Raw genomic sequence first — 22,077 nt, 5'->3', positions numbered from 1 at the left:
CAGAAAGACTCCATTAGTTTTTATAATACTTTTGATAAAAATGCTTTTGTTCTTTCATGAGATGGGTTTGTGAAAATATCTCTAGGATTTCCTTCTTCCACTATATTACCACCATCAATATAAATAACTCGATCGGCTACTTCACGGGCAAATCCCATTTCATGTGTGACAATGACCATTGTCATTCCTTCTTGTGCTAATTGTTTCATAACCCGTAAAACCTCTCCAACCATTTCAGGGTCCAGTGCAGACGTTGGCTCATCAAATAGCATTACATGTGGCTCCATTGCTAAGGCTCTTGCAATCGCAACACGCTGTTGTTGTCCACCAGATAAATTAGAGGGATATGCAGTTGCTTTTTCTGCTAAACCCACTTTTTTTAACAGCTCCATCGCTTGTTTTTCAGCTTCTTCTTTCGTTTTCTTTTTGAGTCTTATTGGTGCTAATGTAATATTTTCAATAACAGTTTTTTGCGGAAACAGATTAAATTGCTGGAAAACCATCCCCATTTTTTGACGAAGCTTATTAATATCAACGGTTTTATCTATAATATTTTCGCCTTCTACAATAATTTCGCCACCACTCGGTTCTTCTAAAAGATTCAAGCATCTTAAAAATGTACTTTTACCTGAACCAGATGAACCTATAATACAAACAACCTCTTTAGCTGCAATCTCTGTGCTAATATTTTTTAAAACTTGTAAATCTCCAAAGGATTTAGATAGACTATTAACCTTTATCATGTAATCACAAACCTCCGTTCCATCTTAGTAGAAATAAGGGAAACAGTATAAATGGTGATAAAGTAGAATAATCCTACCATTGTTAAGATTTCAAAGGATCTAAAATTCATCGCATAGATGGATTGTCCAACCATTGTTAATTCAGCTATTCCGATAACTGACAGCATCGATGTATCTTTAATCGCGTGCGTTAATTGGTTCACAAATGACGGAATCATACGTCGTACAGCCTGTGGTAAAATGATTAAAGCCATTGTTTGAGCATAAGAGAAACCTAAGGATCTTCCTGCTTCCATTTGTCCCTTACCAATTGATTCGATTCCTCCACGGAAAATCTCTGTATTATAAGCTCCAATATTAAAGCTTATGGCAATCAGTCCTGCTGTAAAAGCCGAAAGATGTATATCCAAAGCTGTTGGTGCACCAAAGTAAATAAATAATATTTGAATTAGTATTGGTGTTCCGCGAATAAGATTAACATATATTGCTGCAGGATAACGTAAAATTGCATACTTTGACATCCTCATAAAACACGCAATTAGCCCAATTATAAGTGAGAAAATTATTGATAAAATGGATATTAATAGCGTCATATATAAACCTTGCAGAAGATAAGGCAGTGCATCTGTCATAACTTTGAATGTTGTTTCCATTAAAACACCTCACTTCACATTAACTATATTTATTTACCAAACCATTTTTCATGGATTTTGTCATATTCCCCATTGTCCTTAACTGTTTTTAAACCAGCATTAATCTTATCTACTAACTCTTTGTTCCCTTTTTTGACTGCAAAAGCATGTTCATCGACTGTCATATGCTCTCCCACAATTCGGAATTTCGTATTGTCACCATCTACCGCTAAACGATACTCAACTGTTGGGGAGTTAAGCACAAGCGCATCTGCATTTCCATTTTCTACATCTAAATAAAGCGCATCTGTTTCTTTTAGTGGCTTCGCTTTTCCACCATATTTATCTGCTAATTCCTTTGCCTTTTCAAATGTCGTAGAACCTTGTGTAGCAACAATTGTTTTTCCTTTTAAATCTTCAAAGGATTGGATGGAACTATCACTTGCTACAGCAAGCACTAATCCGGAGTTCAAAAATATTTCTGAAAAGTCTACAACTTCCTTTCGTTCTTCACGTATTAATAGTGAAGAAGCGATATCTACCTGATTAGATTGTAAGCCTGGAATAAAACCATCAAATTTCATCTCTTTAAATTCCAACTCTAAATTTTCTACTTTTGCAACCGCTTGCAATAAATCATATTCGAAGCCAGTTAATTTACCATCCTGTTTAAAAATTAGAGGTGGATAGTTATTTAAAGCAGCTACGCTTATTTTTTCGCCACCACCAGCACCTGCATTAGAGTTGCTTTTGCTACACCCCACGAGAATTATGGACAACAGCCCAATAGTCCCTAATAAAAATAACAACCTTTTCATCTTATACATTACGACATCCCCTTTACTCGCATTTATTTTGTTAATTCTGATAATAGCGAATAATTAAATATTAAGTTATAGCACTAAGGATGTCAACAACTTATAATACTAAGTATTATAATAATTTAATTTTTAAATTTACAATATCAAACGGGATGGTTAATTCATTAGTATCTAAAATAAGAATAGTACTTCCAATTATCTGTATTTATATAGAATATATTTAAATCCATAGGAACCTTATTTTTTGCATAAGATATTCTTGTTCCTTTTAACACGGCTGTCGTGTCTGGTATTTGCAAAGCACCTGCAATATAAGGAGTCGCAATAACCGCCTCTATTTCATCCTCTACTTCAACGATATCGATATTGACTTGCTCTTTTAGTAGTTGTTGTACAGAAGAAATTGCTGTATTTTCTTGATAAACATTAGAGGATACTACAGGGCGGATATAATGCTCTAAGAAAAACATTGGTTGATTGTTTAAATATCTAATTCTTTTTAAATAAATGATTTCTGTATCCTCTTCTAGTTTTAATAGCTTAGCAAAATGTGGATTGACCACCTTTTTAATTTCAATTGTCCGTACAGATATTTTTTCCCAATCGTTTGAATAATGGTTTCTAAAGCCAGACATACTAGTCCATGTTTGTTTCGGCTGTTGGTTGCTGACAAAAGAACCCTTCCCTTGAACTCTATGAATTATTTTGTCATTTTCAAGCTGCTTTAGCGCATTTCTTACTGGTGTACGGCTTACCTTGAACATTTTTTCCAGTTCAGCCTCTGAAGGTAAAATATCACCAACAAGATATTTGCCCTCTGCAATTTCTTGCTTAATTGTGTCATAAATTTTTTGATATGCAGGTTTCGTTTGAATAATCATCTACCCCACTTCTTTTTAGAATATAATACCCTATAATTCATTATTTTTACAAATACTTATAATACTAAGTATACATAAGGGTATATTTTTATACTAAGCATGGTACATTAATTAATTATAGTTATTTTTTAAATTTAATCATTAAAAAAATCCCTCCAGTAGTAAACTGAAGGGATTAAAACATCTTATTTATTTGTAAAAAGTATATACTGGAAGCATTAATAACGTACTTAATCAATGCTCCATTTATTTATTAATTTAAAAAAATACCATTTCGCACAACGATTCGCCCGTTTTTAATAACAGTATTTGTATGGTTCATGCCATAGAAATATTGAAGTTGTTTGTAGTTAGCAACATCTAAGATAACAACATCAGCTTGTTTATCTGCCTCAAGTGAACCAATTTGTTCGCCTCGATTAATTGCGTATGCAGCATTAATCGTTGTTGCAGTTAATACTTCCTCCAGTGTCATTCCCATATGCATACAAGCTAAATTCATAATAAAAGGTAGACTCATTGTTGGCGATGATCCAGGATTAAAATCTGTTGATATCGCTACAGGTACCCCTTCATCGATCATTAGACGCCCCCTTGCAAATGGTGCACGTAAGAAGAATGCAGTTCCTGGCAACAATACAGCAATCGTACCCGCTTTAGCCATACTTTGAATCCCCTCATCAGAGGCAACCAGCAAATGCTCGGCTGAAATTGCTCCTACCTGTGCAGCAAGCTCTGCTCCCTTATACGGCTCAATTTCATCAGCATGAATTTTTGGCGTTAAACCAAATGCTTTTCCAGCCTCTAAAATACGCTGTGATTGCTCCGGTGTAAAGACGCCTTTTTCACAAAATACATCATTAAATTCAGCCAGTTTTAGCTCCGCTACTTTTGGTAGCATGTCATGAATCACAATATCAACGAATTCATCCTCACGCCCCTTATAGTCTCGCGGTACTGCATGTGCTCCCATAAAAGTACTAACGACATCAATATCATGAGCTGCTTGTAATTTTTTGGCTACCTCCAGCTGTTTCTTTTCCGTTTCCCAATCCAAGCCATAGCCCGATTTTGCTTCAACTGTTGTCACACCATGCTTTAAAAATACATCTAAGTGCTGCATCGTCTTTGCATATAAATCTTCAAAACTAGTTTCACGTGTACGCTTTGTTGTGGCGTGAATCCCACCACCTGCATTCATAATTTCCATGTAGGTAGAACCATTGAGTCGCATATTAAACTCTTGCTCGCGTGTCCCACCATGTACTAAATGCGTATGACAGTCCACCAAGCCTGGCATAACAATCTTACCAGAAGCATCAACGATATCTGCTTTCTTGACTAAATTAGGGAAATTTACTGCAAGCTGGTCAAACTCCCCAACAGCTATAATACGATCTTCCTCAATAAGGACACTGCCATTTTCAACAACTGCAATTTCTCGCATTTGTTCCTTTGTGCGTGGTCCTTGAACATTATTTTTTAATGTAATGACTTCATTGGCATTTTTGATTAAAATGGTCACTTCACATCATCCTTTAACATTGGTATATGCACACCTTTGTTTTTCGCTGTTTGTATTGCAATGTCATAGCCTGCATCCGCATGACGGGCAACACCCATCCCTGGATCTGAAATTAACACACGTGCAATTTTCTCTGCAGCGAGCTCTGATCCATCTGCTACTAACACTTGACCTGCATGCTGTGAATAACCCATTCCTACACCGCCACCATGATGAACACTTACCCAGCTGGCACCGCTCGCTGTATTAACAAGGGCATTTAAAATCGGCCAATCTGAAACAGCGTCCGAACCGTCCAGCATTCCCTCTGTTTCGCGATTTGGTGATGCCACTGATCCTGAATCTAAATGATCACGTCCAAAAACAATCGGTGCAGATAATTCACCATTCGCCACCATTTCATTTACTTTTAATGCAAAGCGATGACGATCTCCATAGCCTAGCCAGCAAATACGTGCAGGTAGCCCTTGCCATTTCACCATTTTTTGAGCCATATTAATCCAATTCACAAGACCTTCATCCTCAGCAAACATCTCTTTTGCAAGTGCGTCTGTTTTATAAATATCCTCAGGGTCTCCTGAAAGCGCTGCCCAGCGGAATGGCCCTTTTCCTTCACAGAACAACGGACGAATATAAGCCGGTACAAAGCCTGGGAAATCAAAGGCATTTGTTACACCCATTTCTTTGGCATATGCTCGAATATTATTGCCATAATCAAATACTTCTGCACCAGCCTCTTGGAACTCTAGCATTGTACGAACATGCTCTGCCATAGTTTCCTTCGCTTTTCGCTCATATGTTTTCACATCTGTTTTACGCAGCTCTAGCGCTTCCTCAAATGTCATGCAGTTTGGTACATACCCATTGATCGGATCATGTGCAGATGTTTGATCCGTCACAAAGTCTGGAATAATCCCTCGATTCAGTAGTTCACGATTAATGTCTGCGCAATTACCAACAAGACCAATAGAAGCTGGCTCTTTTTGATCACGTAATTTATTGACTAATGCTATCGCTTCGTCCACTGTCTCTACAATGTAATCGCAGTAACCTTCTTTTATTTTACGCTCAATGCGGGCGCGATCCACTTCTACTACTAGAATCACAGCTCCCGCCATTTTCCCAGCTAATGGCTGTGCACCACTCATACCGCCCATACCACCTGTAAGAATGAATTTGCCACGTAAATCCGCAGTGCCAAATACTTTTTTCCCTGCTTCTACAAATGATAAATAAGTGCCCTGTAAAATTCCTTGAGCACCGATATAAATCCAACTGCCCGCAGTCATTTGACCATACATCATTAAATCTCTATCTTCTAATTCATAGAAATGATCCCAATTTGCCCATGCAGGTACTAGATTCGAATTGGCAATTAGCACACGTGGAGAATGCTCATGTGTACGGAACACAGCTACTGGCTTCCCAGATTGAATCAGAAGTGTTTCATCATTCTCTAATTCTTTTAAAGAAGCAATAATTTGTGCATAGCTTTCCCAATTGCGGGCAGCCTTCCCAATACCACCATAAACAATCAGCTCATCCGGATTCTCTGCTACTTCTGGATCTAGATTATTCATTAGCATACGCATTGCAGCTTCTTGCGTCCAACCTTTACACGATAATGTCGTTCCCCGTGGTGCACGAATATTTGTTGTTGTTTTCATAACGATCCATCCCCTTTGATTTTATTTAGATAATTCCACTAAATCATCGCTATCTAATAAATATTTCGCTAATGCCTCAATTTCATCACCAATTGGTTGATCGGCTAATAACGGTGGACAAAATTCACGCACTTTTTCTAGGTACTTTCGTGTTGTCGGAGATAACTGCTCCTCTGCTTGATCTAAATGAATGGCCTGTGACGCACAAATCATTTCTATGGCAATCACTCGAGCAGCATTATGCACAATTTGTCGGACTTGACGGGCTGACGTTGTTCCCATGCTCACATGATCCTCTTGGTTACCAGATGTTGGAATAGAATCCACACTTGAAGGATGTGCCAATACTTTATTTTCAGATACAATTGAAGCAGCTGTATATTGAGCAATCATTAAACCACATTCTATACCAGGATTTGTCGCTAAAAATGGCGGTAAGCCTTCATTCAATTGTGGGTTTACCATCCGTTCTGTTCGACGTTCGGAAATATTAGCCCACTCACACACACCAATTTTTAAGAAGTCCATTGCTAAGGCAATTGGTTGACCATGGAAATGTCCTCCAGATAGTACCTCCCCATTTTCTAAAACAATTGGATTATCTGTCGTTGCATTCATTTCTGTTTGCACACGATCTTGAGCGTAGAAGAATGATTGCCAGGATGCACCGTGTACCTGTGGGATACAGCGTAATGAATAGGCATCCTGCATACGTATCTCACCTTGCTTTGTCACCCGTTTACTTCCTTCTAGCCACTTACGAATTCTTCCACCTACCAGCTCTAATTCTGGATGTGGTCTTACTGCTAAAAGCGCCGGATCGAACGCTGATGTAATCCCCTTTAAGGCCTCTAGCGTTAAACTTGCTGCCATATCTGCCGCTAGCCCTATGCGCTCAGCTTCGTTGACTGTTAACACACCAATACCTGTCATTGCTTGAGTGCCATTCACAAGCGCCAGCCCTTCTTTCGCCTGTAGTCGAACAGACGTTAATCCGGCTTTCTCTAATGCCTTACCACCACTCAGTACCTCTCCATTAAACTCAGCCTTACCCTCACCTACAAGCACTAAAGCAAGGTGCGATAATGGTGCTAAATCCCCACTGGCTCCAACTGAACCCTGAGACGGTACAATTGGATGCACACCCTTATTAATGAAATCCACTAATAGCTGGACTGTTTCTTGACGAATACCTGAAAAACCACGTGCTAAAGCATTGGCACGCAAAACCATCATTGCACGTACAACATCCGTTGGAAACGGTGCACCAACACCTGTTGCATCTGAGCGCAATAAATTCAGCTGTAAAAGCTCAATATCTTCCTCTTCAATTTTTATATTACTTAGTTTTCCAAATCCTGTATTAACACCATAAATCGTTTGCCCTTCAGCTAAACGTTTTTCAATTCGCTCTCTACTCAAACGGATTCGCTCCACACTTTCTGTAGATAGCGTTACCGTTGCATGACCTTTAACAATTCCCTCTATTTGTTTTCTAGTTAATGTTTTGCCATCAAGCTCGATGATTGACTTCATATGACATCCCCCTATTCCCTTTATGGCTGTGTAAAAATATTTTTAATCCATTAACTCTTTTCACTTTCACGCTGAAAACGATTTCTGTAAGAAGATTAAATGGAGATTACTCTATTTACATTGTACTAACTACTTTTTTCAGAAAATAGAGAATTTTAATGCAAGAAACATGATTTTCCTCAGATTTTTATGTTATTTTTATGAATATAATCGTACTTTTTTACGAAACAGGATTATTTTATGAAAGGTTGATTGTGATGAGGTTGTTATTAATAGATCGAGACCCTGCAGAGCTTTCTGGTATTCGTTGGTTTTTACATACATATTTTCCTGGAGATGTATCAATTGAAATGTGCGCCAGTATGTCGGAGGCACCACAATGCATTCAGCAATTCGAGCCTGATGTAATCCTATTGAATATTGACTTATTCCCAAATAATCGTTTAACTGCTCTAAATCATGTTTTTCAGAAATATTCTGGGGCGATCTTAGCAATGACAACAGAGCCCTTATTTAAAAATGCGTTAAAAGCCATTGATCTACAGGTACAGCACCTTTTTGTAAAACCTATTGATTTAGAGGTATTGAAGCAAAAGCTTACAACTATCTCCCTTCGTACACCACAAGTAAATAATGCTACTGTTGAGGAAACTTCAGAAGAATCCTTCTATTATCAGTTATTTATAGATAGTAAGCCTAGCTCCATTGAGGCGACTATATATTTTACAATGATTGAGCCTGAACAGTTAGAAACATTGAACAAGCTATTTAACTGGCTGCAGCAAACAGCAATTCACTATCATATGCAAGTCTACCCATTATCTGATAGTATCGTCTGCTTATTTCAAACAAATGATATGAAGATTGTGGAAAAGGATGTACGTACGCTGATAAAGGAATGGCGCCTAACAAGCAATAGCTCCATAAATATTGGGATATATGATGGAGAACCTACAACTCTTAAAAATATGTATATCTTCACAAAGCGTGCCCTTCATCAAAGCTTTTACGAGGGATTCGGGCATATTTTTTATGCGAGTAAACAACTCGAAGCACAGCCATTTGATCCTTTGTTAACACCAGAGGAGCAACAGTTACTGATTAGTAGTTTAGAGGAAGGCGATCTTGAGGCCGTTAAAACATTTTTATATCAGCTATCCAATGAAGGAATTTATTATGAGCAAGATGACTTACGTATTCATCTAACTAGTGTCTTAGCGCAAATTCGCCGCTTCATGCTGAAGTATAAATTGCATGAGAAAGCGGCTATCGAGCAACATTACCGACAACTTTTTCATTTAATTATCGAACATCCTATTTTTTATACCATACTAAATGGCATCATTTCATTTACACAAAGGCTTATTGAGCTGGCTCATGAGGCAAGAGTGGAGAAAAGAACTGATTATGTAGAGCTGGCAATAGAAATTATCAATCAACAATTTCAGGATAGCAGGTTATCTTTACCCTTCGTTGCCCATAAATTAGGGATTAGCCCCAATTATTTAAGTACGATTTTTTCAAAGAAGCAAGGCTTGCCCTTTAAACGTTACCTACAGCAGGCTCGGATTCATAATGCTACGAAAATGCTTGTGGATACAGATTTTGCTATTAGTGAGATTGCACAATTAAATGGATTTGAAGATCCAAATTATTTCATTAAGATTTTTAAACAGCAGATAGGCATAACACCCAATCGCTATCGGAAAACTTATTAATGAATTTTCATTTAGCATATCCTATTTTCAATTCTGTCAATGAAAACAGTGATTTATTCACATTATATTTAGTATACAAGCATATCGATGCATCACTAAAAATCGAGAATGATATTTCAATAGAATGTGTTTGTGTGATGGAAGTGTAATGCGCAATTTTAGATTACAGTCTACTTTAATTGAGCATAATAGAGAAAAAAATCATCCTAATTACGATTTAAAAGCATTTCATCTCCTTTTCTTAATTCTAATATTGTTTCAAAAATCTGCGTTTGGGTAATGTAATTTTGCATAATTCTACTACTCTCCACATAAAATAATAGTTTATATCTTACAATAAAAATTCTTTAACGATAATTATTATAATGTACTAGCAATTCTAGTTTGTATTTGTTATAGTTATTGATGAAGAGTTTGACTCACAATTTTTTTCAGGAGGTAAACTATTATGACAAACGCAAATGATCGTAGCCGTCGTTTTACAACAGCAGGTGGCGCTCCAGTAGTAAGCAACCATGACTCTATGTCAGCAGGTCCAAGAGGTCCTCTTTTACTTCAAGATGTATGGTTAGTTGAAAAATTAGCAAACTTCAACCGTGAAGTTATTCCTGAGCGTCGTATGCACGCAAAAGGTTCAGGTGCATTTGGTACTTTTACTGTAACGCATGATATTACTCAATATACAAAAGCAAAAATCTTCTCAGAGGTTGGAAAGAAAACAGAAATGTTTGCACGTTTCTCTACAGTTGCAGGTGAACGTGGTGCAGCAGATGCTGAGCGAGATATTCGTGGCTTTGCCCTTAAATTTTATACAGAAGAAGGTAACTGGGATTTAGTTGGGAACAATACGCCTGTATTCTTCTTCCGCGACCCATTACATTTTACTGATTTAAATCACGTGGTAAAACGTGACCCGCGTACAAATATGAAAAACTCAAACTCAAACTGGGACTTCTGGACTTCATTACCAGAAGCACTCCACCAAGTCACAATAGTAATGTCTGACCGTGGTATTCCAGCTGGTTACCGTAATATGCACGGTTTTGGATCTCATACGTATAGCTTTATCAATGCTGAAAACGAGCGTGTATGGGTAAAATTCCACTTCCGCACAGAACAAGGCATTAAAAATTTAACAGGTGCTGAAGCAGAGGATGTAGTCGGTAAAGACCGTGAATCGTCCCAACGTGATTTATATGGTGCCATTGAACAAGGCGATTTCCCTAAATGGATGATGTACATTCAGGTAATGACTGAGGAACAAGCTCGTGAACTACCATATAACCCATTTGATTTAACAAAGGTTTGGTATAAAAAAGACTTCCCATTAATTCCTGTAGGTGAATTCGAATTAAATAAAAACCCAGACAACTATTTTGCTGAGGTTGAGCAAGCAGCATTCGCGCCATCTAATATTGTTCCTGGTATTAGCTTCTCACCAGACAAAATGTTACAGGGACGTATCTTTGCTTATGCAGATGCGCAACGCTACCGCTTAGGTGTGAATCATTATATGCTTCCAGTAAATGCACCAAAGTGTCCATTCCGTACTTTCCATCGTGATGGCGCTATGCGTTTTGACGGCAACCTTGGTTCAACTTTAGGCTATGAACCAAATAGCTACGGTGAGTGGGAGCACAACTTAGATTATAAAGAGCCAGAATTACGTATTGATGGTCACGCAGGTATCCACGATTTCCGTGAAGATGATAGCAACTATTTCGAGCAGCCAGGTAAACTATTCCGCCTTATGACTGCAGAAGAACAACAACGTCTATTCGAAAATACAGCAAATGATATGGCATCTGTTGAAGAGTTCATCAAGCGCCGCCACATTCTTCACTGCTATTTAGCTGATCCAGCATATGGTGAGGGTGTTGCAAAAGCAATGGGTCTTTCATTAGAAGGTATGGATCTTGCTAACCCATACGTAAAACAACCAACTAACGTTTAATTTTCCACTTATTATTGATATCCAAATCCAACTTTAACTCCATGTGAATCTACCATTCACATGGAGTTTTTTTGATTAAGCAAAGGCCTATGTCTATATTTTGACATAAGCCATTGCTTTCATTATTGGTAAATTTGACTACCTGCTTTTTTAAATTCCTCAGCCTTTTCCTGCATCCCTTGATGAATTGCCTCCGTCGTATTTACATCTTTTTCTTTAGCATAATTACGAATATCTTGTGAGATTCTCATACTACAGAACTTGGGTCCACACATTGAACAGAAGTGAGCAGTTTTTGCCCCCTCTGCTGGTAATGTTTCATCATGGTATTCAACTGCACGCTCTGGATCTAAAGACAGGTTGAATTGATCACGCCAGCGGAATTCGAAGCGTGCCTTTGAAAGCGCATCATCTCGCTGTTGTGCTCCTGGATGCCCCTTCGCTAAATCAGCAGCGTGTGCAGCAATTTTATACGTAATCACCCCTACACGAACATCCTCTCGATTTGGTAAGCCCAGATGCTCTTTTGGTGTCACATAGCATAGCATTGCCGTACCAAACCATCCAATCATTGCAGCACCAATAGCTGATGTAATATGGTCATAGCCTGGTGCAATATCTGTTGTCAGTGGTCCTAAAGTATAGAAAGGAGCCTCCTTACACACCTCTAACTGCTTGTCCATATTCTCTTTAATTAAATGCATTGGCACGTGCCCCGGTCCCTCCACCATCACCTGTACATCATGCTTCCAGGCAATCTGTGTTAATTCACCTAACGTTTCAAGCTCTGCAAACTGTGCCTCGTCATTGGCATCTGCAATTGATCCGGGACGTAAACCATCCCCTAACGAGAAGGCAACATCATATGTTTTCATGATTTCACAAATTTCTTCAAAATGTGTATATAAAAAGTTCTCTTGATGATGATATAAGCACCACTGGGCCATAATTGAACCTCCCCGTGACACAATACCTGTCACACGATTTACCGTTAGCGGTACATAACGTAATAGCACACCCGCATGAATCGTGAAGTAATCAACCCCTTGCTCTGCTTGCTCGATTAACGTATCTCGATACACCTCCCACGTTAAATCCTCAGCTATACCATTTACCTTTTCAAGCGCTTGATAAATCGGCACTGTTCCAACCGGCACCGCGGCATTACGGATAATCCATTCACGTGTCGTATGAATGTGCTTACCAGTCGATAAATCCATAATATTATCAGCGCCCCAGCGTGTTGCCCATGTCATTTTCTCTACCTCTTCTGCAATAGATGATGACACTGCTGAATTCCCAATATTGGCATTAATTTTCACATGAAAATTACGTCCTATAATCATTGGCTCTGCCTCAGGATGATTAATATTAGAAGGCATAATGGCACGCCCCGCCGCAATCTCCGAGCGAACATATTCAGGATCCATATTTTCGCGAATAGCTACAAACTCCATTTCAGGTGTAATAACTCCCTTTCGTGCATAATGAAGCTGTGTTACATTTTTACCTTTTTTAGCTCGCAGAGGATTTCTTGATAAATCCGGAAAGGTATTTTCCTTTATACGCGGATCATCCGCTTTGCGGAAACCATTATCCTCTGGTTTAATAGTACGCCCCACATACTCCTCTACGTCCCCTCGTTCTCTAATCCATTCACTTCGCAACGCTGGCAAGCCCTTCGTAATATCTACCTTATAGGCAGGGTCAGTATATGGACCACTCGTATCATACACATGGACTGGTGCATTTTCCTCTTCTCCAAAGCTTCCTGTCGTTGGACTTAATGCAATTTCACGCATCGGCACTAAAATATCTGATCTTGATCCCTCTACATAAACCTTTTTGCTACCATCAAAGCTTGACATAATGGTAATGTTCTTTTCGCTAATTGTTGTCATGACCCGCTTCTCTCCCTTATAGAAAATTCATACAAGGACCGAATCTAGCTCACCCAATAAAAATAAAAAAACCGAATCCAAAAAATTTTGGATCCGGCTATGATTGTAAAAGGTATAATTATCGCATTGTAAAGAGCTCGCAATAATTTCTTAACTTTCCCACGCTGGTATGAGCCAGATCAGGTCCAAAGGGTCAAGAAACCTCTATGCGTTTCCCTCTCAGCCTGACTCATCAGACTCCCCTAGTTAATGCTATTAAGTTTGATGCTAGTGTAACAGATATTGCTAAGAGATGGAAGCATCATTACTATTTTTTACTTTAGAGTTTATATTTTTGCTTCATAAACTCTAAACGCTTTACCTGCTCCGTTAATTCATGAATCGTTCTACTTAGTTGACCCAATGATAATTCTTGCAACTTAGATGCATCGGCTACTTCTTTTGTTTCCAACAAAACAGCCTCGGATGCCTCATTAGTTTGCTCTAATGCCGATAAAACGACGTTCGTGTTTTTGGACATTGTGTTTGTAACCTCAAAAACATTTTGAACATCTTCCTCAACTACTTTTACTGCTTCAAACAAATGATCTAGCTCATCACTAATAGCCATCACTAAATGAGCTCCCTCTTTAACTTCAACAGTACTATGGTCCATTTCTTTTAACACCGTCTCTGTCACTATTTTAAATTCATATATATGCTGACGAATATCTTCTGCCGACAGCTTTGTCATTTCCGCCAGTTTTTTCACCTCTTCCGCGACAATAGCGAAGCCTTTACCATGTTCACCTGCTCTCGCTGCCTCAATCGCCGCGTTTAACGCCAATAAATTTGTTTGATCGGCAATACTTTGAATAACACCTATCATTTCTTCGATTGTGCTATATCTTTCACCAAGAATATTCACATTATTTGCCGTATGCGTCACCAAATCTGCCACGCCATTCATCCGATCCGTAATCATTGCCGCTTCCGATTGACTTTGCTTCACAAGATTCGCTGTATTGGATGAGCTTTTCATAACGGAAGAAACAGAGGCTGATATCTGCATAATTCCTGCCGTCATCTCTTCAATTGTTTTAAAGGAATGTGTCGCTAGGTCTCTTTGTCGATCCACACTCTCCTCTATTCCCCCTGCACTTTCAATCAGCCTGTTACTTGAGTGCTGCACATTATTTCCTACCTCCTGTAAACTATCAGTGGCCTTAGAAATATCTGTGCCAATCCCCGAAAGGTTAAATATAATTTGATGCATGGATTGCATCATCTCTTTAAATTTGCTGCTAAAATCAGAAATATCATCATTTGATTCAAAGCTTATTTCATCCAATATATGTTGAGCTTCTGCCATATTTCCATCTGTAAAGGCTATTGTTGCTCGTTTCATGATAAATATTGGCTTCAGTGATTTTCGCATATACAAATACAATGTCGTCATCATAACGACACTCAATAAAATGACAATGCCTAAAAGTATAGGCAAGTACTTTGTTACAGCAGATTTTTGAATGCCATAAATAATGGAGCTCTCAATATCTAGTCCAACATATGCAACAATTTCACCATTTTCTGCTCTAACAGGTGCATAAGCAGAAATAAAATCTCCCCACCCCTCTACAGAAACAAACTCACTAAAGCCATTCTCATTATTGGAGATTGTTTTTACAACACTTTCATATGGAACATCCTCCATAATATCCCCAATTTGATAGGTTTCCTCACTAGTGAGATCTCCAGCATCCACCAGCACCATTGATTGTTTACCCTCAGGTGTTCCCTTGAATACATAGATATACGTTACATAATTGGTATTCAGTATTGTCGTAAGCTCCTTCTGTAAATCAAGATACAGCGAGCGATTATCTGGATTTTTAGCTAGCAACTCATATCTCTCTGAATCAAGCTGTCCCACAACATTTCTTGCTAGAATCATACTATTCTCTTTTAACGCTAACTCCACTATGTTATTTGTGCTCTTATAGACAATAAGTCCAAGAGCAACACTAAAAACAATCATAATAACGATTAATAAGATAATGAATTTCTTCCATAACTCTATACCTTTACGCAAAGCTATGATCGCCCCTTTCAATATTATTATCAAAAACCTATTTACCCTATGTATATATTTGAAATTACAATAACTAACAAACATCCTTTTATTTTCTAATTATTTTCTTCATTTTACTTTTGAAGCATAAAAAAAAGCAATAAGCCTTAAGCCTATTCCTTTTTTTACGTGATATGTTATGAAAGAAATAATAATTCCGCAAGATAAATAACAATTGTTACTGTAATACAGCTCACTATTGTTGAAAATAAAACAGTTTGAGCGGCTGTTGCTGACTCGATATCATACTCTAAAGCTAAACTTGAGCTATTTCGGGATGTTGGAAAAGCACTAGCGATAAATAATGATTGTGCCACTACCCCATCTAAGCCGAGTAAATAAATAATGAGTAAAGCAACTGCTGGTCCCAAAATCAGTCTTGTAAAACAGCTAATGATAACGGTTTTATTAAACATAGATTTAATTTCAAGCTGTGATAATTGTGCACCTAACGTGATTAATGCCACAGCAATAAAACCGTCTGCCACATGATCTATAGGAATTTTAATAAATTGTGGCACTGCAATATCGAAATAGTTCATCGCTACCCCTATAATAAGGGCATGAATGATAGGCATCTTAAGGAAATCCTTTACAATAGACATACCTGATTTTGTTGAGGAAATTAAGTTGTATAAGCCATATGTATAGGTAGTCATATTTTGGAATATCACAAGAATAACCTGTATCGCTACACCAATTGGCTGTGTCACGAATATCATTTGTGCAACAGGAATTCCGTAGTTTCCTGAATTAATAAGGACGACACTATTTTTAAACACCGCAGCCTCTGTTTTAACTAAACCAAGCCCTTTCGCTAAGAAATGACTTAGCACCATTTGACTGCCAATAAAAAGTACAATAAATATCGCAACTTCTCCCAGCACAGAGAACTCCACGCTTGTTTCATATAAATTAACAAAAACAGCAGCGGGCATGAAGCAATAGGTAATAAGCTGAGAGAGTGCTTTTAGATTGAAGCAAAATTTCTTTTGCAACATCGCGCCAAGCACAAGAAGCACTAAGATAGGAGCAACAATCTGGAAGAAAATCATACCGAGATATATCATAATGTGCCCTCCTTTCCTTTCTTATAGTAGTGCTGTTTTTTCGCTAGGTCAATCTGTCCAAAAGAGAGAATAGAACTAGCCTTCCCCAATAAAAAAGAACTGTCTTAAGTAACATTCATTACCTCTTAGACAGTTCTTCATTATTAAGCTAGCTTAAATCGATTAACAACCTCTTGTAATCCCTTTGAAATCTCATTCATATTATTGATGGATTCTGCCACCTTTTGCAGCTCCGCTTGTTGGTCGATAGCAGAGGCACTTACCTGTTCAGCTGATGCCGCTGTCTCCTCTGAAATAGCAGAAATACTTTGGATTGCCATAATTGCTTGATTTTTATGCTCCAGCATATTCGATAGCTTATCCATTAGCTTATTGATCGAAGAAGCGATAGAGCGTGACAGCTCACTGTTATCTTTAAATGCTACCTCTGTCCCTTGTACAGACTCATTTTGTGACTGCATAAGTCCTGCATTTGAAGCAATAACAGCAACGGTTTGCTGGGAGTTTGCAAGTATACTATCCACTGTTTGCTTAATTATATCTGTTTCATTTTTTGATTGCTCTGCTAGCTTTCGCACTTCCTCTGCAACAACCGCAAAGCCTTTGCCATGCTCGCCAGCACGAGCCGCTTCTATACTTGCATTTAAGGCTAATAAATTAGTTTGCTCCGTAATACCTTGAATAGATGCGATTATATGATTAATATTGGCGATATTAGATGCCAGAGACTCCATTTGCTGCTGAATACGGCCATTCATAGCATTTGTCTCTGCATTACGGTCACGTAAGCTTTCAACCTCTTGCATCCCTTTGTCAGTAGTAAGTCTCGTTTTATTTGATAGCTCATCCATTTCATTCGATAAAGCTGTAATAGCATCAATTTGATCGGATAAATCAATCATTCGATAGTTAGTCTCTTCTGTATCCTCAGATTGCTTAGATGCACCTTGAGCAATTTCATTTATTGCTACAGAGACCTCTTGACTTGAAGCTACTATTTCATTAAATGCCTCATGAACATGATTGGATGATTGGTTTAATAGTGTTGTAGAATTTAGCACTGTCTTTATAGCACTATTCGTTTGATCCAACATATTATTATAAGCCAATGCAACAGCTCCAATCTCATCAGCTTTAATATATTTCTCATCCACTTTTTGTGTTAAATCACCATCAGCTGCCGTTTCAATAGATGCACGTAAAAACTTTAATGGCTTCAATTGTCTATAAATAAATAAGGCACTAGCAGCAGACATTAAAACCACTATAATAATAGAGGCAGCGATTGTAAAAATAAATACCTGATTATAAGTCTCTAAAATTTTTGATTTAGGCAGAACCATTTGTACTGTCCATGTTTCATCAAGTCCCTCTAATACCATCGGTGAAAAAACATTAAATGAATTTTCTTTCAATTCTTCAGAGTCCATATACATGCTTTTTACTTCGCCACTATCCATCGTTTGTTTAATGCTTGTCCAATCTAAATGATCCTGCATATTTAATCCATCTAATGTAGTACCAAGGCTATTCGCTGTTAAAATACCTTTATTTGTAATAATAGCAGCGTAGCCGCCATCTGGCTTGACCGATTCTGTCAATTCAGTTAGATAATCGATGGATAAATCAGCCGTTAATATGCCGAAAAATGTTCCTGAAGCATTCACTAATGGAACAGAAATAGTTGTCATTAGGACCGTCTTTCCATTGACATTATAATCATAGGGCTCTGTTAGAACTGATCGTCCTTCGTCTTTTGGTACCCAATACCATTCGGACACACTTTTATCATCAATGCCTTCAATGGCAGCAGCAGTAATACCACCACCATCCTTACTTAAATAAGGTATAAAGCGATTTTTTGAATCAGTTAATGCAGCATATGTAGATGAATCTATTTTCATAGTATTCTGTTCTAATAAAGTCGTAAGAGCTATCGGTTTTACGTTTGCAATATTTTGTTCTAAGATAACGCCTACGCCAAGTAAATCATCATTATTCACTAAATTAGTTTCCATAATATCTAAAATATCATGTGCGGAAACCTCGCCTTTCTTCTCCATACTTTCAACAATACGTTTCGTTGTAAGTAAGGTAGTATTTGCTTTCTTAAAGCGTTCACTCATTTTTGCTGCAGAAAATTCAGCAGTTTCAAGTGTGGCACTTTCTGCATCATTAACACTCTGATTTTTTAATATAATGCCTGTTATCATCGTATAAGCAAAAAATAATAGTAAAAATATTCCTATTATTAGAGAAGATAGCTTTAAAGCGATACTTCTAGATTTTCTCATGACAACACCCCTCTTTTATACATAATAATAATAGATGGAACACTGTATCACAACAATAGATTTGGCGAATAAAGTAGAAATTTACATATTTATAGAGAAATAATAGGATTTTTTTATAAAAAACAAGAAAGAGAAAAAAAGGACTATTGGTTTATTTACACATCAAACCTAGTAAAACATGCCCTTTGGATACTAAATTATTGAAATATATGATATATTAGCTACTAAATACGATGATTGGAGTGACCAAAATGAAAAATAAAGCGTTATCAACTTTGATGGCAACGGCTCTTACGGCAACCTTAGTATTGCCAGTGGCGCCTGTAAACGCTGCTTCTAGTGATTCATCTGTAAACCAGTCAATTCAAATTGGGGAACGATTGGCTGCTACTAAAACAAAGGTTCCAGCAGGAGACGCAGTTACTATTACTAATATTACAAAGGATAAAGTACGTACTTCTAACGGACAATATAATATTAGTGATTCTCTTAAATCACTCTTTAAAACTGCAAATAGCACGGCATTAGCGAATGCGCAAGCTACAATTGTCGTAAAAAAGGGTGAAATTACTAGTGTGACATCACTAACATTGAAAAAAGCTGGCACTAACAAAAAGACGGTGTATTTCGATGGCGGAGACGCGAAGATTGAAGGAAGTCTAACTGTCGATGCAGATTATGTGAAGGTTGAAAATGTAGACATCGAGGACGAGTTGATTGTTACAAATCGAGTAAAAAAATCATTCTCACTTGATAAAGTAACAATTGGAAATGCAATTACCTTTAAACCTCTTGCGGCAAGAAAAATTAATTGGCTCGATGTTTCTCTAAATGATGTTAAATCGGCAACGCTTAACGTACAACGTACAAAACTGGATGTATCCTCTAACCAAACAATTTCAACTATTGAAGTCGTAGATAAAGTTACTTCATTTGAGGTTTCATCAAATGTCGACAAGCTAATCGTTGATGTTGAAAATGATTTTAGCCTTTATGGAGAAGGCAAAATTGAGCAGATAACGGTTAAGGGCGGAGCAAAGGTATCATTAGCCTCAGGACATATTGTTAATAAAGTACAGGTAGATGATAACAAAGCTTCAGTAACACTACCTATGGCAAATAAAACTGAATTAAATAAAATACTTGCATCCCTTCCATATGTTGCAGTTTCTGCTTATGGAAGTGATGTTTTAACAACTGAAAGATGGACAACTCAGGCAGATCGCAATATATTTGAAACGGCCGTTACAAGTGCTAGAGCAGTAGCTAATAATACAAATGCTTCACAGGAGCAAGTGAACAATGCCATTACACAATACAAAAACGCATTAACAGCATATCAAGCTGTGCAAAAAAATGGAACGAAGTACGGAACTGGTGATAAGACAACACTACAATCAATTATAGATTCCATTAAGTATCAATATGTTACAACTTCTTATAATGGCTATGAATTAGGGGCTAATATACCTTGGACAACTCAAGCAAATAGAGATGCAATAGAGAGAGCAGTTGCATCAGCACAAACAGTGGTAAATAATTACTACTCTAGTCAAAATGATGTTACTAATGCTATAAATAATTTAAATTATGCAATTCAAATTTATAAGAGTTCTTATAATTATGGAGCAAATGGGTATAATGGGTATTATGTTGATAAAACTAAACTAACTGACCTGATCTCTTCTGCTAGGTATTATTATTATACAGATTCCTCCTCTAAGAGCCAGACAGCTAATAACATTTTTTATTCAGCTATTGAAACAGCTGAGTATGTTGTCAATAATACTAATTCGACACAATACGATGTGACGAATGCTATTGAAAAATTAGATTCGGCTATGTGGAATTACCGATATAATTATTAAATAAGCCAATCTAATAACATATTTAAATAAAGGAAAAGCTGAGACAAAACACAAAACTAGCCAAATCTTAAAAAGCGCGAGAAATCAATTTTGAAACATTGATTTCTCGCACTTTTATGACGTAATACTTTTACTTATACTCCTACCTCTTTCAACTTCAATTCAACACATTAACCTGTAAAACCGTACTAACCTTTCTCCAACTTCTATACCATCCTTCAATTTCCAAACTTGGCTCTACTGCTAATTGCTCTTGCAGCATTTTTTTAAGTTGCCAATATTGCTCTTCTACAGCAGCGGCATTATTGAGCAGATCGTATAGCTTCATTAAGGTGAAATAGCTTTCTTCTTCATCTGGAGAGAATGTTTGGACCCTCTCCTGCACTCTTACTGCAGCAGCGTATTTTTTGTTTTTTATATAAAATTCACTTAATTGCTGTGCATGGCGCAACCATAATCGTCTAAGTCGTTCTCTTTCCCCCTCAGACCAAAGATAATCGCTATCTCCTAAATAATCTCCTGTATACGCTTGGAACACCCGTTCATGTTTATCTGCCGTATTTTCTTGTAGAGGGGGTAAAGATTTTAACTGATCTAACCATTGTTCTACGTCAATTACTACATTTTCCACCAGTAATTTATAACCCGAATTTAACAATGGACTTGATATTTGAACGCCCTCTAATCCATAATTTTTTAATGTTTGACGGATGGTATAGATAGCTGTATAAAGCTGCTTGGACGCTTTATCCATATCCGATTCTGGCCAAAATAGCTCTAAAATGGTATCTCGATAAATAATTTCATTACGATTACTAAGCATATAAGCGAACAGCTCTTTCGCTTTCGATGTCCGCCATTTCATTAATTGAACCTTACCCTCAGATGTTATGACTTTAATACCGCCCAGCAACTGAATCATTTTTTGCTTCGTTGCCATTTGCTGATTATTTTCGATTACCCGTTGGAGCCGTTCCAATGTTTTTTGTAAGCGTATTTCTTGCACAGGCTTTAATAGATAGTCTATTGCATGCAAATTAAAAGCATCTATAGCAAATTTGTCATAACCAGTGGTAAAGACAATCTCAATATTTGGCAATAGCTCTTGAAGCTTTTCTCCTAATGCAAGACCATCCATATCTGGCATGACAATATCTAGAAATGCAACATCAGGTTGCAGTGCTTGTATTTGAGCAATGACATCTAGAGAGTCTGTATATTCCCCAACTATGTCAATTTTCGGGACTTTACTCTTTTCAAGTAAGGTTTTCAGTCTCGTTAATGGTAAATGTTCATCATCTACTAACACGATCCTCATGACATCTCCTCCTTAAAAACTAGTCATAGTATTAATATC

The 22,077-nt window shown here is 37.5% G+C and carries 15 protein-coding genes and 1 riboswitch; of the genes, 3 read left to right on the top strand and 12 right to left on the bottom strand.

Annotated features, from left to right (window positions below):
* Positions 1-20 precede the first annotated feature (20 nt).
* From ACQKIM_RS04600 to hutH, 7 genes are all read right to left on the bottom strand, one after another.
* On the bottom strand, positions 21-743 hold the full coding sequence (locus tag ACQKIM_RS04600; RefSeq protein WP_427539745.1) for an amino acid ABC transporter ATP-binding protein: 723 nt from the start codon (positions 741-743) through the stop codon (positions 21-23).
* The gene (locus tag ACQKIM_RS04595; protein ID WP_286927221.1) at positions 740-1,396 is read right to left on the bottom strand and encodes an amino acid ABC transporter permease; all 657 of its coding nucleotides are present in this window, start codon (positions 1,394-1,396) and stop codon (positions 740-742) included. The genes ACQKIM_RS04600 and ACQKIM_RS04595 overlap by 4 nt, the downstream gene beginning before the upstream one ends.
* Before the next feature lie 29 nt (positions 1,397-1,425).
* Positions 1,426-2,202, bottom strand: a complete 777-nt coding sequence (locus tag ACQKIM_RS04590; RefSeq protein WP_427539741.1) for a transporter substrate-binding domain-containing protein — start codon at positions 2,200-2,202, stop codon at positions 1,426-1,428.
* 158 nt (positions 2,203-2,360) lie between these two features.
* On the bottom strand, positions 2,361-3,077 hold the full coding sequence (locus ACQKIM_RS04585) for a GntR family transcriptional regulator (protein WP_427539738.1): 717 nt from the start codon (positions 3,075-3,077) through the stop codon (positions 2,361-2,363).
* 253 nt (positions 3,078-3,330) lie between these two features.
* Complete coding sequence (gene hutI / locus ACQKIM_RS04580; RefSeq protein WP_427539735.1) at positions 3,331-4,602, bottom strand: imidazolonepropionase; 1,272 nt, start codon at positions 4,600-4,602, stop codon at positions 3,331-3,333.
* Positions 4,599-6,269 carry a urocanate hydratase gene (gene hutU, locus ACQKIM_RS04575; protein ID WP_427539732.1) on the bottom strand — a complete coding sequence of 557 codons (1,671 nt, stop codon included), beginning with the start codon at positions 6,267-6,269 and terminating at the stop codon, positions 4,599-4,601. The genes hutI and hutU overlap by 4 nt, the downstream gene beginning before the upstream one ends.
* Positions 6,270-6,290: 21 nt before the next feature.
* On the bottom strand, positions 6,291-7,805 hold the full coding sequence (gene hutH, locus ACQKIM_RS04570; protein ID WP_427539729.1) for a histidine ammonia-lyase: 1,515 nt from the start codon (positions 7,803-7,805) through the stop codon (positions 6,291-6,293).
* Between the two features lie 257 nt (positions 7,806-8,062).
* Between hutH and ACQKIM_RS04565 the strand changes: the two genes are divergently transcribed.
* Both ACQKIM_RS04565 and ACQKIM_RS04560 read left to right on the top strand, forming a co-directional pair.
* On the top strand, positions 8,063-9,523 hold the full coding sequence (locus ACQKIM_RS04565) for a helix-turn-helix domain-containing protein (RefSeq protein WP_427539726.1): 1,461 nt from the start codon (positions 8,063-8,065) through the stop codon (positions 9,521-9,523).
* Between the two features lie 448 nt (positions 9,524-9,971).
* Entirely contained in the window at positions 9,972-11,477 is a 1,506-nt protein-coding gene (locus ACQKIM_RS04560; protein ID WP_427539723.1) for a catalase, read from the top strand.
* A gap of 122 nt (positions 11,478-11,599) precedes the next feature.
* Here ACQKIM_RS04560 and thiC read toward each other — a convergent pair whose 3' ends face one another.
* From thiC to ACQKIM_RS04540, 4 genes are all read right to left on the bottom strand, one after another.
* Positions 11,600-13,378, bottom strand: a complete 1,779-nt coding sequence (gene thiC / locus ACQKIM_RS04555; protein WP_427539720.1) for a phosphomethylpyrimidine synthase ThiC — start codon at positions 13,376-13,378, stop codon at positions 11,600-11,602.
* A 139-nt stretch (positions 13,379-13,517) separates the two neighbouring features.
* Positions 13,518-13,632: riboswitch (TPP riboswitch) on the bottom strand.
* A gap of 65 nt (positions 13,633-13,697) precedes the next feature.
* Positions 13,698-15,449, bottom strand: coding sequence for a methyl-accepting chemotaxis protein (locus ACQKIM_RS04550; protein ID WP_427539717.1), 1,752 nt, complete (start codon positions 15,447-15,449; stop codon positions 13,698-13,700).
* 176 nt (positions 15,450-15,625) lie between these two features.
* Positions 15,626-16,558, bottom strand: coding sequence for an AEC family transporter (locus ACQKIM_RS04545; RefSeq protein WP_427539714.1), 933 nt, complete (start codon positions 16,556-16,558; stop codon positions 15,626-15,628).
* Between the two features lie 143 nt (positions 16,559-16,701).
* Positions 16,702-18,852, bottom strand: coding sequence for a methyl-accepting chemotaxis protein (locus ACQKIM_RS04540; protein WP_427539711.1), 2,151 nt, complete (start codon positions 18,850-18,852; stop codon positions 16,702-16,704).
* A 251-nt stretch (positions 18,853-19,103) separates the two neighbouring features.
* Here ACQKIM_RS04540 and ACQKIM_RS04535 point away from each other — a divergent pair, with 251 nt between their 5' ends.
* Complete coding sequence (locus ACQKIM_RS04535) at positions 19,104-20,720, top strand: S-layer protein (protein ID WP_427539708.1); 1,617 nt, start codon at positions 19,104-19,106, stop codon at positions 20,718-20,720.
* Between the two features lie 157 nt (positions 20,721-20,877).
* Here ACQKIM_RS04535 and ACQKIM_RS04530 read toward each other — a convergent pair whose 3' ends face one another.
* A complete protein-coding gene (locus ACQKIM_RS04530) occupies positions 20,878-22,038 on the bottom strand; it encodes a response regulator (RefSeq protein ID WP_427539705.1) in 1,161 nt (386 codons plus the stop codon).
* Between the last annotated feature and the right edge of the window lie 39 nt (positions 22,039-22,077).

Origin of the sequence: Lysinibacillus sp. NPDC047702 (assembly GCF_050272555.1) — a bacterium.
Lineage (GTDB): Bacteria > Bacillota > Bacilli > Bacillales_A > Planococcaceae > Lysinibacillus.
The sequence above is the reverse complement of the archived record's forward strand: the minus strand, read 5'-3'. Positions and strand labels throughout refer to the sequence as shown.

Bases quoted from the DNA above. Each gene is read 5' to 3' on its own strand.
- ACQKIM_RS04600 (WP_427539745.1), bottom strand. From the start codon at position 743: ATGATAAAGGTTAATAGTCTATCTAAATCCTTTGGAGATTTACAAGTT.
- ACQKIM_RS04595 (WP_286927221.1), bottom strand. From the start codon at position 1,396: ATGGAAACAACATTCAAAGTTATGACAGATGCACTGCCTTATCTTCTG.
- ACQKIM_RS04590 (WP_427539741.1), bottom strand. From the start codon at position 2,202: ATGTATAAGATGAAAAGGTTGTTATTTTTATTAGGGACTATTGGGCTG.
- ACQKIM_RS04585 (WP_427539738.1), bottom strand. From the start codon at position 3,077: ATGATTATTCAAACGAAACCTGCATATCAAAAAATTTATGACACAATT.
- hutU (WP_427539732.1), bottom strand. From the start codon at position 6,269: ATGAAAACAACAACAAATATTCGTGCACCACGGGGAACGACATTATCG.
- hutH (WP_427539729.1), bottom strand. From the start codon at position 7,805: ATGAAGTCAATCATCGAGCTTGATGGCAAAACATTAACTAGAAAACAA.
- ACQKIM_RS04565 (WP_427539726.1), top strand. From the start codon at position 8,063: ATGAGGTTGTTATTAATAGATCGAGACCCTGCAGAGCTTTCTGGTATT.
- ACQKIM_RS04560 (WP_427539723.1), top strand. From the start codon at position 9,972: ATGACAAACGCAAATGATCGTAGCCGTCGTTTTACAACAGCAGGTGGC.
- thiC (WP_427539720.1), bottom strand. From the start codon at position 13,378: ATGACAACAATTAGCGAAAAGAACATTACCATTATGTCAAGCTTTGAT.
- ACQKIM_RS04545 (WP_427539714.1), bottom strand. From the start codon at position 16,558: ATGATATATCTCGGTATGATTTTCTTCCAGATTGTTGCTCCTATCTTA.
- ACQKIM_RS04540 (WP_427539711.1), bottom strand. From the start codon at position 18,852: ATGAGAAAATCTAGAAGTATCGCTTTAAAGCTATCTTCTCTAATAATA.
- ACQKIM_RS04535 (WP_427539708.1), top strand. From the start codon at position 19,104: ATGAAAAATAAAGCGTTATCAACTTTGATGGCAACGGCTCTTACGGCA.
- ACQKIM_RS04530 (WP_427539705.1), bottom strand. From the start codon at position 22,038: ATGAGGATCGTGTTAGTAGATGATGAACATTTACCATTAACGAGACTG.